The organism is Streptomyces sp. CC0208 (assembly GCF_003443735.1).
In the GTDB taxonomy this organism is placed as follows: Bacteria; Actinomycetota; Actinomycetes; order Streptomycetales; family Streptomycetaceae; genus Streptomyces; species Streptomyces sviceus.
Genome location: NZ_CP031969.1, coordinates 179,518 through 191,878 on the forward strand (window position 1 = coordinate 179,518; position 12,361 = coordinate 191,878).

Sequence of the window (12,361 nt, forward strand, 5' to 3'; positions counted from 1 at the left end):
GCTGATCACCCTTTCCCGGTCGGTTCGCGGCCCGCGATCGACTGCTCCACCCACCGCCGCAGGGCAGGGGCAGGTGCGGCACCCGCCTGCCGGGCGATGGTCTGTCCTTTGTCGAGGACCAGCAGGGTCGGTACCGCCTGGACCTCGAAGCGCTGCGCCAGGCGCGGGTTCTTGTCGATGTCGACCTTGACCAGCTTGATCTTTCCCGCGAGGTCGGCGGCGACCTTCTCCAGTGCGGGGCTGACCATGCGGCAGGGGCCGCACCAGGTGGCCCACAGGTCGACGACGACGGGCACAGTGGCCTGCTCGACGACCTCGGTGAAGTCGTCGTCGCCCGCGTCGGCCGTCCACGGCAGAGGCTGCTTGCAGTTGCCGCACGTGGGGCGGCCCTCGGCGGCCACGGGTACCCGGTTGGTGCGCCCGCAGTGCGGGCAGGTGACGTTGGTGGCTTGCACGGTACTCATGCCGCCCTCGCTCCCTTCACGTCCTCGGGCTGGTCGTAGGTGACCACCAGCTCTCCGTGCTGGGCGTCGACGCGGACGTTCGCGCCGTCCTGTACGTCGCCGCGCAGCAGGGCGCGCCCGACCAGCGTCTCGACCTCGTGGGAGATGTAACGCCGCAGCGGCCGGGCCCCGTAGACCGGGTCGTATCCCTGGTGGGCGATCAACTCCCGTGCAGCGTCGGTGAGTTCGATGGTGATACGGCGTTCGGCGAGGCGGCGGCGCAGTTCGTCGAACTGCAGCTCCACGATCCGCTCGATCTGGCGCTCACCGAGCGGCTTGAACAGCACGATGTCGTCGACACGGTTGAGGAACTCCGGGCGGAAGTGCCCGCGCAGCTCGCCCATCACCAGGGCGCGGGCGTCCGGCTTGATCTCACCCTCGGCGGTGGCGCCGTCAAGGAGGTGCTCGGAGCCGATGTTGGACGTCATGATGATCACGGTGTTGCGGAAGTCGACCGTGCGGCCCTGAGCATCGGTGATGCGTCCGTCGTCGAGGACCTGCAGCAGGGTGTTGAAGACATCGGTGTGCGCCTTCTCGACCTCGTCGAACAGCACGACCGAGTACGGCTTACGGCGTACCGCCTCCGTGAGCTGGCCGCCTTCCTCGTAGCCGACGTATCCGGGCGGTGCGCCCACGAGCCGGCTGACGGTGTGCCGCTCCTGGTACTCGCTCATGTCGAGGCGGACCATGTTCTCCTCGGAGTCGAACAGGGCCCGGGCGAGGGTCTTGGCCAGCTCTGTCTTCCCGACGCCGGTGGGGCCGAGGAAGATGAACGAGCCGATGGGGCGGCGGGGGTCGCGGATGCCGGAGCGGGCACGGATGATGGCGTCGGCGACGAGCTTGACGGCCTCGTCCTGACCGATGACGCGCTCGCGCAGGATGTCGTCGAGGCGCAGCAGTTTCTCGCGTTCGCCCTCCTGGAGGCGGGAGACGGGGATGCCGGTCCAGGCGGCGACGATCTCGGCGATCTCCTCCTCGGTGACGACCTCGCGCAGCAGCCGGTTCTGCCCTTGTTTGGAGGCCAGTTGTTCCTCCTCCGCGGCGAGTCGACGCTCCAGGTCCTGGAGGCGGCCGTAGCGGAGTTCGGCGGCGCGGTTGAGGTCGTAGGTGCGTTCGGCCTCCTCCGCCTCGTGGCGGACCTGCTCCAGTTCCTGGCGCAGTTCCTGCACGCGGCGGATCGCCTGCCGTTCGGCCTCCCACTGGGCGTGTTTGGCGTCGGCCTCGCCGCGCAGGTCGGCCAGTTCCCTGCGCAGTTCCTCCAGGCGGGCCTTGCTGGCGGGGTCGGTCTCCTTGGAGAGGGCGGCGTCCTCGATCTCAAGGCGGGTCACCCGGCGGGTGATCTCGTCGAGTTCGGCGGGCATGGAGTCGATCTCAGTGCGCAGCCGGGCGCATGCCTCGTCGACGAGGTCGATGGCCTTGTCGGGCAGGAAACGGTCGGTGATGTAGCGGTGGCTGAGGGTGGCAGCCGCGACCAGTGAGGTGTCCTGGATCTTGACGCCGTGGAAGACCTCTAGGCGTTCGCGCAGGCCGCGCAGGATGGAGATGGTGTCCTCCACGCTCGGCTCGTCGACCAGGACCTGCTGGAAGCGGCGTTCGAGGGCGGCGTCCTTCTCGATGTGCTTGCGGTACTCGTCCAGGGTGGTCGCGCCGATCATGTGGAGTTCGCCGCGTGCCAGCATGGGCTTGAGCATGTTGCCCGCATCCATGGCTCCTTCGGCGGCCCCCGCGCCGACGACCGTGTGCAACTCGTCGACGAAGAGCAGGATCCGCCCGGCGGCGGCCTTGACCTCGCTCAGCACGGCCTTGAGGCGTTCCTCGAACTCGCCGCGGTACTTGGCGCCCGCCACGAGCGAGCCCATGTCGAGGGCGAACACCGTCCTGTCGCGCAGTCCTTCGGGCACGTCACCGCGCACGATCCGCTGGGCCAGACCCTCGACGATGGCGGTCTTGCCGACGCCGGGGTCGCCGATCAGGACGGGGTTGTTCTTGCTCTTGCGGCTGAGGATCTGGGTGACGCGGCGGATCTCGGCGTCCCGTCCGATGACGGGGTCGAGCCGCCCGGCCCTGGCCTCGGCGACCAGGTCACGGCCGTACTTCTCCAGGGCCTCGTAGGCCACCTCGGGGTTGGCGGAGGTCACGCGCTGGTTGCCGCGGATCTGGGTGAGCGCGCCGAGGAAGGAGTCGCGGGTCACGCCGTGCTCCTTCAGCAGGCGCCCGGCGGCGGTCGCCGAGCCCTCCTCGGCCAGCGCCAGCAGCAGGTGCTCCACGGACACGTACTCGTCCTTGAGGCGTTTGGCCTCCCGCTCCGCCTCGTCCAGCAGCCGGGCCAGGCGCTGGGTGACGAAGACCTGGCCCGGCGCCGCGCCCGGGCCGGTCACCTTGGGCCGGCGCGAGAGCTCCTCGCGTACGGCCGCGCGCAACTCCTCCGGCTCGGTGCCCGACTGCTGCAGCAGCCGCGGGATCAGGCCCTCCTCCTGGTCGAGGAGGGCGAGCAGCAGATGTTCGCCGTCGACCTCGGTGTGGCCCAGGCGGCCAGCGGCGCTCTGGGCCTCCTGCAGGGCTTCCTGTGACTTCTGGGTCAGGCGGTTCATGTCCATGGTGGTAGATCACTCCTCATGCCTGCACGCCGCAGCGCGGCTTCGAGCAGGCTGATGCGGTCGAGCAGGTCGAGCACCAGACCGAGGGACGCGTAGTTCAGGCACAGCCCGGTGCGCAGCCGCTGAACGCGGGCCAGGGCGGCCGGGGCCGTGGGGGCGAACATCAGCCGTCCGGAGGCGTCAGGACCGGCGTCCACCAGTCCGAGGGCGACGAACCGACGGATCAGGTCGGGATGGAGGCCTGAGCGGCGGGCCACGGTCTCCAGGGAGAGCATGGGCACGGGCACGATCGCGTACTGCACGCCCACCTCGGTCGTTCGTGCCTGGGGTGGGCGGGCCTTGGCCGGTCGGTCGGTCATCAGGTCCTCCTGGGGTCGAACGAAGAGACAGCGGCAAGTTCCTCCAGCAGCTCGCGCTCCCGGTCGGTCAGCCGGGGTGGCACCATGATCCGCAGCTCCGCGTACAGGTCTCCGTCAGCGCCGCGCGGGCTCGGCATGCCCTCGCCGCGCAGCCGCAGGCGCCGTCCGCTGGAGGACCCGGCGGGCACGGTCACCTTCGCCGTGGCACCGCTCGGGGTGCGCACCGGCACGGTCGCGCCCAGCGCGGCCTCCCACGGGGTGACCGGAAGCTTCACGTGGACGTCCCGGCCGTCGAGGCGGAACTCGGGGTGCGGCTGGATCCGCACCCTCAGGTACAGGTCGCCTGCGGGAGCGTCGTCGCCGCTCCCGCGCCCGCCCTCACCGGCCAGCCGGATGCGCTGCCCGTCGGTGGTGCCGGGCGGTACGTCGACCTGGTAGCGCCGCTGCCCGGCCGGTCCGGCGAGGGTGACCGTACGGCGGCCGCCCCGATAGGCCTCCTCGACGGTGAGCGGCAGTTCGGCCTCCTGGTCGGCGCCGGGCACGCGCATCCGCCCGGCACCGCCGAACAGCGAGCCGAACAGATCCTCGACGTCGACCCCCTCGCCCCCGAAGCCTGATGTGGAGTACCGCACCCGGGGGCCGCCGCCGGTGCTCCACCGGGAACCACCGCCGGCGCCGGCGACGACCTGCTCCTCCCAGTCCTCCGGGATCTTCCGGAAGTCCTCGCCGAAGCGGTCGTAGCGGGCTCGCTGCTCCGGATCGGACAGGACGCTGAAGGCCTCGTTGATCTCCTTGAACCGCTCCTCCGCCTGAGGGTCCTTGTTGACGTCGGGGTGGTACCTGCGGGCCAGGGTGCGGTAGGCCCGCTGGATCTCGTCCCGGTCGGCGGTGCGCGGAACGCCGAGCACCTCGTAGAAGTCGCGTGCCATGGACGGTCACTCCCGCTTGGCGACGGTCACGGCGGCAGGCCGCAGCTGCCGCTCGGCCTCCCCGTAACCGGGTCGCAGCACTTGGACCACGGTGTTCGGATCGGCGTCGGGATCCTGGACCACTCCGACCACCTCGTGCCGGGCCGGGTCGAACCGCACACCTTTCTCCGCGTGGCGCGGGTAGCCCAGGCGCTCCAGGACGTTCACGGCCTGGTCACGCACGGCCCGGACACCCTCGACGATCGCACCGGGGTCGGCGGCCCCCGCGTGGCTCAGGGCAAGTTCCAGGTTGTCGATGACGGGCAGGAAGGCCGCAGCCGTACGGGCGCGTTCGGTCGCGGCCACCCGCTCCAGCTCCCTGGCATGGCGTTTGCGCAGGTTGTCGAGGTCGGCCAGGGCGCGCCGCCAGTTGTCCTCGGCCTCTCGCAGCGCGGCCGCGTATTCGTCGTCGGGTGCAGGGCTGCCGGTTGCTGCGTCGGGCCCTGGCTCGGCCTCCTCGGTCCGCGGTCCAGGCTGCACGAGGTCCCCGCGCGGCGGCTGTACGGAGCCTTCCGGCGGCGGGTCGGGCTCTCGGCCCCGGGGTGGGATGGACATGGCGGGCACCTCAGCCCTTGTCGAACTCGGCGTCGATCACATCGTCGTCGCCCCCGGCTCCGTCCGGCGTGGCCCCGCCGGGGCCGGCTCCATCCGGTGAGCCGGTGCCCGCGGGACCGCCCGCGGCGGCTCCCGCCTGGTGGGCCGCGAGGCCCGCGAACACCTGCTGGAGTTCGGAGGCCAGCGGCCGGACCTTGTCCACTCCGGCCTCGTTCTTGACCGCATCGCGGGCCTCGGCCACCAGCATCTCGGCGCGGGCCTTCTCGTGTGCGGGCGCGGCGTCGCCGAGCTCCCCGAGGCGCTTTTCGACCTGGTAGGCGATGGCATCCAGTTCGTTGCGCGCGTCGACTGCCTCGCGCAGGGCCTGGTCCTGTCCGCGGTTGCGTTCGGCCTCCTGGACCATCCGCTCGACTTCGCTGCCGTCGAGGTTGGAGCTCTCGCTGATGGTGATGCTCTGTTCCTTTCCGGTGTCCTTGTCCCGCGCGGTGACGTTGAGGATGCCGTTGGCGTCGACGTCGAAGATGACCTCGATCTGCGGCTCGCCGCGCGGCGCGGGACGGATGTCGGTGAGCTGGAAGCGGCCCAGGACCCGGTTGTCGGCAGCCAGCTCACGCTCGCCCTGCAGGACGACGACGTCGACGGCGGGCTGGTTGTCCTCGGCGGTGGAGAAGGTCTCGGTGCGGCGCACCGGGATGGTGGTGTTCCGCTCGATGATCTTCGTCATCACTCCGCCGCGTGTCTCGACGCCCAGCGACAGCGGGGTGACGTCGAGCAGCAGGACATCCTTGACCTCACCCTTGAGGACCCCGGCCTGGATCGCGGCGCCCTTCGCCACGACCTCGTCGGGGTTGACGCTCATGTTGGGGTCCTTGCCGCCGGTCAACCTGCGCACCAGGGTCTGGACGGCGGGGATGCGGGTGGAGCCGCCGACAAGGATGACCTCGTCGATGTCGTTGTCACTGACCTTGGCGTCGTCCATGGCCTGCCGCACCGGGCCGAGGCAGCGCTCCACCAGGTCGCTGGTGATCTGTTCGAACGTGGATCGCATGATCGTCGTGGTCAGATGCTTGGGCCCGGAGGCGTCGGCCGTGATGAACGGCAGGCTGACCTGCGTCTGGGTCACCGTGCTGAGCTCGGTCTTGGCCTTCTCCGCGGCCTCGAACAGACGTTGCAGCGCCTGGGGGTCCTTGCGCAGGTCGATGCCGTTCTCCTTCTGGAACCCGTCGGCGAGCTGGTCGACCAGGCGGCGGTCGAAGTCGTCGCCGCCCAGATGGCTGTCGCCCGCCGTGGACCGTACCTCCACCACGCCGTCGCCGACGTCGAGGATGCTGACGTCGAAGGTGCCGCCGCCCAGGTCGAAGACGAGCACCGTCTCGTGCTGCTTCTTGTCCATGCCGTAGGCGAGGGCGGCCGCGGTCGGCTCGTTGATGATCCGCAGTACTTCCAGGCCGGCGATCCGTCCGGCGTCCTTGGTGGCGGTGCGCTGGGCGTCGTTGAAGTAGGCGGGCACCGTGATGACCGCCTCCGTGACCTTCTCGCCCAGCTGTTTGGAGGCGTCGTCGGCGAGTTTGCGCAGGACCTGTGCGCTGATCTCCTCGGGAGCGTAGAGCTTGTCGCGCACCTTGAAGCGGGCGGCGCCGCCGTCTCCCTCGACCACGTCGTACGTGACGGCCTTGGTCTCTTCGGAGATCTCGTCGAAGTGCCGGCCGATGAACCGTTTGGCCGAGTAGATGGTGCCCTTGGGGTTGAGGATCGCCTGGCGGCGGGCCAGCTGGCCCACCAGGCGCTCGCCGGTGTCGGTGAAGGCCACCACGGACGGTGTCGTGCGGTTGCCCTCGCTGTTGGGTACGACCGACGACTCGCCGCCCTCCCAGACGGCGATCACCGAGTTCGTGGTGCCCAGGTCGATGCCTACTGCCTTGGCCATGAGGAACTCCTTTCACGACGGGCGACCCCGTTCGTCCTCGGAGACGCGCCCGGCTTTCCGCACTCGCTCAGGTGACGGCGGGTCCGCTCCGCGGGCCGCCGCTCTTCCAGGCCCCGCTGCCGGTGCTGGTGCCGGTCCCGCTGGGCAGTTCGGTCAGCAGCCGCACCGCCTCCTCGGCGACCGCTTCGTCGGCGACGACGTCGTACTGGCTGGGCTGCATGAAACTCACCGAGGCGAAGTCCCGGCGGCCACGCTGGGCCGCGTGCACCACCAGGCCGAGCAGAGCACCGACGAGGGCTCCGAAAACCAGCCCGAACAGGGCGAGCAGCAGTCGTGACACGACCGGGTCCAGCCAGTTCAGCAGCCCGAAGATCCACCCGATCAGTGCTCCGGCCAGGGCGCCGCTCGCCGCACCGTGCAGTGCGGCCCCGCCAAGTCCCATGCGGCCCGTCACCTGCTCGACCAGGCGCGCGTCCTGCCCGCTGATGGCCACCCTCTCCACGGGAAAACCCCGAGGCGAGGTCCTGCGGGCCCGCTCGTTCATCAGCCAGTCCTCCCTGCCAGGCCACCAGTGCGCCCGGCGAGCCCGACACGCCCAGGGTGGCAAGGGAGCAGCGCGCTCCGCCTGCACCCGACAGGTCAGAAATCGACGCAGTCGGTCGGTCCAGGAGAGCAAGGCCAAAATCCAGACAAGTCGGATGACGTTGCCTAGGCTGGCGCTCGGGGCTCGCCCAGTCGTGGATCCCACGACTCGCTCGATCGCCTCCGACGACCGGAGGAGAACGGAGTGATCCATGGCCTGCCATCCGTCGCGGAGGCTGCCCCCTGACGTGTCCGACCAGCAAGTGACCCGCCGACCGAGCGACACCGCGGGCACCGGACGGCACGACCCCAGCCCGCTCGCGGCGCTGGACCCACACGGGCTGCTGGTGCTGTCCCACGCCCTGTTCGCCTGCGCCGAGCAGAGTGAGATCGTGCGGTTGGCCATGGGGCACGTCAGTGCCCTTGGTCCCTACCACGCCGAGGCCGGATACCTCGTGACGAGCGACGGTTTGGCCCGCGTCCCCGGCCACGACGCGGGAGCGCCGAAGGCCGACGACGCACGGATGAAGGACCTGGGCGAGGCCGACGGCTCCGTATCCCTTCCGGAACGGTCCTGGGCCTGGGCGTTCGGCCTGCGCGGGGCCGGCGGTCTGCTCGGCTACATCCTGGTCTCCGCCCGCTCCGGGCCCGACGAGCAGGGGCGTTTCCTCCTCTCGACCCTCGTGGGGCTCGCGTCGGCGGCCCTGTCACTGACGGTCACGCGTGCCGCGCGGCACGACGAGGCCGGTGAACTCAGCCAAGTCCGCACCGAACGGGACACCGCGTTGGTGCAGCTGGACATCATGCGCTCCGAACTGCACCTGCAGAAGACCGTGCACGAGGCCCTCGCCCGTGTCGCTGCCCGGGGCGGCGGCGAGGACGCCCTCACCCAAGCGCTGTACGAACTCACCGGGCTGTCGGCGCTCGTCGAGGACCGGTTCGGCAACCTGAGGTCCTGGGCGGGTCCCGGCCGCCCCGATCCCTATCCGGTGCGGTCCTCGACCCATCAGGAAGAGATGCTGCGGCAGGCCGCGCGCGAGCCGGGCCCGGTCAGAGTCAAGGACCGGCTGATCGCCCTGGTCCGCCCGCGCGGCGACGTCCTCGGCGTACTCGCCCTCGACGATCCCGAGGCGACGGCCGACGAGCACACCGTGTTCGCCCTGGATCACGCCCAGCGGTCGCTCGCCCAGGAGCTCATGCATATGCGCGAACTCGCCGAGGTCGAACTGCGGCTGCGCCGCCAGCTGATCGACGACCTGTTGGAGGGCACTGAAGAGACGAGCGCCTATGCCCGGGCTGAAGCCGTCGGCCACGACCTGCAACGCACCCATTACGTGGTCGTGGTGCACTGGCCGGGCAACGCCCCTGACGACTCCTTCACCCGTGCAGTGGAGCAGGCGACAGCCATCTCGGCGACCCGTCCGCTGATCACCCGTCGCGGGGACCGGATGGTACTGCTGACCGAAGCGAGGCCCTACGACGATGCCGTGTACACGGCGCTGGCCCATGAGCTGGGAACGCCCGGCGGAGCGATCGGGGTGAGCACCCGCTGCGACTCCCCGGACGACATTCCCCGCTGTTACCAGGAGGCATTGCGGGCCCTGGATGTGCGGCAGAACTCCCGCCAGCGCAGCGGGACGACGTTCTTCGACGACCTCGGGCTGTACCGGATCCTGGGGCCCGGAAACGATCTCCGGGAGCTCGAAGACTTCGTGCGAGAGTGGCTCGGCCAGCTGATCGACTACGACGCGGAGCACGACACCGAGTTGGTGGAGACGCTCGCGCGCTACTTCGACTGCGGAGGCAACTACGACGATGCGGCCGCCGCGCTGACGGTCCATCGCAGCACCCTGCGCTACCGGCTGCAGCGCATCCGTGAGATCAGCGACCGCGACCTGGCGGACGTGGACACCCGGCTCAATCTGCAGGTGGCAACGCGCGTCTGGAAGATCATCCTGGGCGGGCGGCGCTGACCGCGGGCGCCTGGTGGGCAGGCGCTTCGGGTCAGCCCGGCACTTGTTGTGGCCTGACCGTCTATCGCCCAGCCCCTCCGAGCTGCGGAAGCTGCCCGCACATGAGGTGTGTTGCCGGGTACCGTCCCGCTCACTCTGCCTGAACCGCCCCGAGGGAGGCTCCAAGCACCCTCGCGTCGGCGAGGGGCCGCGACCTGACCGCGGCCACCGGATCATCCGGATCTGCGAGCTACTGGGCGTCCCCATCCTGGCCGACCGTACCCATCAAATGCGGCTTGGCACGACAGCACTGAAAACGCTCATCGAAGCAAGCCTGGTGAACACCGCAGGACGGGGTAAGCGGATTCCCGCAAGGTCCCCCGCACGTAAGTGATGCCTACCCCCATGGCGCAGACACGAGACGTCGTTGAACTCATATGCGCAGCGTCGAAGCCGACCAGGCTACCGTCCTTCGGGAATTCTCCGATCTGCTGATCGCACACGCTCTGGCGGAAGAGGCGAGGTCTATCCCGCCCTGAAGCGCTACAAGAACATCGACGACGATGAGGTGGAACACGGCGAGGAGGAGCACGACGAGGGCAACAAGGCGCTCCTGGAACTCCTGGAAGTCGACGAGGTCGGCCCCGAGGAGTGGGATGAGAAGCTGGAAGAACTCGTGCCGGCCGTCACGCACCACGCCGACGAGGAGGAGCGCACCATCCTGAACGGAGCGCGCAAGAATGTCGCCATGGAGCGCCGCCAGGAACTGGGCGAGGCGTTCATGGAAGAGCGCGAACGGCAGCTCAAGGCAGGCTGCGATGCCGTCGACATCGTGCGACGCATCGTCAGCTCCTGACCACTTTCCGTAGCCGCGCCCTATATGTCCCTGCTTCGGAACATGTCTGTGGGCCCCTCAAGAAATCCGAGCAGTCGGACGACCAGCACGACCCTCACCGCGCTTGCCTCGCTCAGCCCAGGCCGCCATTCACGGTGCCGTGAAAGTCCGCTATGGCCTTCTTTCGGCCATGCGGCATAAGATGCTGTGCACCTCTGCCGGGACCGCGGCTCCCAAGCCGCGTTGACACCTGTGCCCTGGACGGACCGCGGAGGTGCGGTATGGCTCGTACACCCTCGATCGAGAAGCATCGTTCCGCCTGGCGCCTCCGGGCGCTGTGCGTGGGCGAGGACCCCGAACTGTTCTTTCCTCTGGTGGAGACGGACACCGCGACGGCGCGTGCCCGGGCCGTATGCCGCCGGTGCCCGGTGCTGCTCGCCTGCCGGGACTGGGCCGTCCGCCACGGTGAGGCGGACGGCGTCTGGGGCGACACGACCGCGAGCGAGCGCAGAGCGATCCGCGGCGCCCTCCTCGCAGATCGTCCATCCGGATCCGCTTGAGCAGCTCGCCGACGTGAGGGTCGGGCGCCGATACGGCACGTAGGGAACCGACCCGTCAGCGACTGGGCACCGTCGGCTGCCGCGCCCCCGGCGCTGTCTCGCGTCGGTTGTCGGCGCCCAGGGCGCGCAGGATCTCCTCCACGCTCTGTTTGGCGTCGCCGAACAGCATGCTGCTGTTCTCCCGGAAGAACAGGGGGTTCTGCACACCCGCATAACCGGAGGCCATGGAGCGTTTGAAGACGACGACCTGCTCGGCTTCCCAGACCCGCAGCACCGGCATCCCGGCGATCGGGCTCGCCGGGTCGTCGGTCGCGGCCGGGTTGACGGTGTCGTTCGCACCGATGACCAGCACGACCGAGGTGCCGCCGAAGTCGTCGTTGATCTCGTCCATCTCCAGGACGATGTCGTAGGGCACCTTCGCCTCGGCCAGCAGCACGTTCATGTGACCGGGCAGGCGCCCGGCGACGGGATGGACGCCGAAGCGGACCTCGACGCCCCGCCCGCGCAACTGCCGGGTCAGCTCCGCGACGGGATGCTGGGCCTGGGCGACGGCCATGCCGTAGCCGGGGGCGATGATCACCGAGCGGGCCTGCGCGAGCATCTCGGCCACCTCCGCGGCCCGCACCTCGCGGTGCTCCCCCTGCTCCTCCGCGCCGCCGGACGCCGCCTCGATACCGAAACCGCCCGCGATGACGGAGAGGAAGGACCGGTTCATCGCCTTGCACATGATGTACGACAGGTAGGCGCCGGACGAGCCCACGAGCGCGCCGGTGACGATGAGCAGGTTGTTGTCGAGGAGGAAACCGGCCGCGGCCGCCGCCCAGCCCGAGTAGCTGTTCAGCATGGAGACGACGACGGGCATGTCGCCGCCGCCGATGGAGGCGACCAAGTGCCAGCCGAGCGCCATGGCCAGCGCGGTCACCGTGATCATCAGGGGCAGGCTCGGACTGATCGTGAACCACACGGTCAGCGCGACGAACGCCACGAGCGCCCCGACGTTCAGGGCGTTCTTGCCCGGCAGCATCAGCGGCCGGGACTTGATGCGCGCCGACAGCTTCAGGAACGCGACGATCGAGCCGGTGAAGGTGACCGCGCCGATGAAGAGGCCGATGAACACCTCGGCGTGGTGGATGCCGAGCAGGTCGGCACCGATACGGTCCTGCGCCGCGCCGTGGGACTCCACCTCCAGGTAGCTGTTCCAGCCCACCAGCACCGCGGCCAGGCCGACGAAGCTGTGCAGGACGGCGATGAGTTCGGGCATCTGCGTCATCTCGACGCGCCGGGCCCGCCACAGGCCCAGCCCCGCGCCGAGCGCCATCGCCAGCACGATCAGCGCGACCGCTCCGGCGCTGATGCTCTGCGCCGCGACCACCACGGTGGCCACCAGGGCGAGACCCATGCCGGCGATGCCGTAGACGACGCCGGCACGGGAGGTGCGGTGCTGGGACAGACCGGCCAGGCTGAGGATGAACAGCAGGGCGGCGACCAGGTCGGCCGCGTGGGAGGCGGTCAGGGAGGTCATC

General features: G+C 69.9%; 10 protein-coding genes and 1 pseudogene. 3 read left to right on the top strand and 8 right to left on the bottom strand.

The window, feature by feature from the left end; translation table 11 throughout:
• Positions 1-5: 5 nt before the first annotated feature.
• From trxA to D1369_RS00880, 7 genes are all read right to left on the bottom strand, one after another.
• Entirely contained in the window at positions 6-464 is a 459-nt protein-coding gene (trxA, locus tag D1369_RS00850) for a thioredoxin (RefSeq protein ID WP_007387044.1), read from the bottom strand.
• Complete coding sequence (gene clpB / locus D1369_RS00855; RefSeq protein ID WP_007387043.1) at positions 461-3,100, bottom strand: ATP-dependent chaperone ClpB; 2,640 nt, start codon at positions 3,098-3,100, stop codon at positions 461-463. The genes trxA and clpB overlap by 4 nt, the downstream gene beginning before the upstream one ends.
• Positions 3,091-3,459 carry a chaperone modulator CbpM gene (locus D1369_RS00860; protein ID WP_007387042.1) on the bottom strand — a complete coding sequence of 123 codons (369 nt, stop codon included), beginning with the start codon at positions 3,457-3,459 and terminating at the stop codon, positions 3,091-3,093. The genes clpB and D1369_RS00860 overlap by 10 nt, the downstream gene beginning before the upstream one ends.
• On the bottom strand, positions 3,459-4,388 hold the full coding sequence (locus tag D1369_RS00865; protein ID WP_007387041.1) for a J domain-containing protein: 930 nt from the start codon (positions 4,386-4,388) through the stop codon (positions 3,459-3,461). The genes D1369_RS00860 and D1369_RS00865 overlap by 1 nt, the downstream gene beginning before the upstream one ends.
• A gap of 6 nt (positions 4,389-4,394) precedes the next feature.
• On the bottom strand, positions 4,395-4,982 hold the full coding sequence (gene grpE / locus D1369_RS00870) for a nucleotide exchange factor GrpE (RefSeq protein WP_037902584.1): 588 nt from the start codon (positions 4,980-4,982) through the stop codon (positions 4,395-4,397).
• Positions 4,983-4,992: 10 nt separating this feature from the next.
• Complete coding sequence (dnaK, locus tag D1369_RS00875; RefSeq protein WP_007387039.1) at positions 4,993-6,909, bottom strand: molecular chaperone DnaK; 1,917 nt, start codon at positions 6,907-6,909, stop codon at positions 4,993-4,995.
• Positions 6,910-6,976: 67 nt separating this feature from the next.
• Positions 6,977-7,453 (bottom strand): general stress protein, encoded by a 477-nt coding sequence (locus tag D1369_RS00880; protein ID WP_237557709.1) that lies wholly within the window; start codon positions 7,451-7,453, stop codon positions 6,977-6,979.
• A 286-nt stretch (positions 7,454-7,739) separates the two neighbouring features.
• Here D1369_RS00880 and D1369_RS00885 point away from each other — a divergent pair, with 286 nt between their 5' ends.
• The 3 genes and pseudogenes from D1369_RS00885 (at position 7,740) to D1369_RS00895 (ending at position 10,838) form a co-directional block, all read left to right on the top strand.
• Positions 7,740-9,464: a helix-turn-helix domain-containing protein gene (locus D1369_RS00885; RefSeq protein ID WP_240436032.1), complete on the top strand. Its 1,725-nt coding sequence runs from the start codon at positions 7,740-7,742 to the stop codon at positions 9,462-9,464.
• 416 nt (positions 9,465-9,880) lie between these two features.
• Positions 9,881-10,299, top strand: a pseudogene (locus D1369_RS00890) (hemerythrin domain-containing protein).
• A gap of 260 nt (positions 10,300-10,559) precedes the next feature.
• Positions 10,560-10,838, top strand: a complete 279-nt coding sequence (locus D1369_RS00895) for a WhiB family transcriptional regulator (RefSeq protein ID WP_007387035.1) — start codon at positions 10,560-10,562, stop codon at positions 10,836-10,838.
• A 55-nt stretch (positions 10,839-10,893) separates the two neighbouring features.
• Here the strand turns inward: D1369_RS00895 and pntB are convergent, their stop codons facing one another.
• Positions 10,894-12,360, bottom strand: coding sequence for a Re/Si-specific NAD(P)(+) transhydrogenase subunit beta (gene pntB, locus D1369_RS00900; RefSeq protein ID WP_007387034.1), 1,467 nt, complete (start codon positions 12,358-12,360; stop codon positions 10,894-10,896).
• Position 12,361 lies beyond the last annotated feature (1 nt).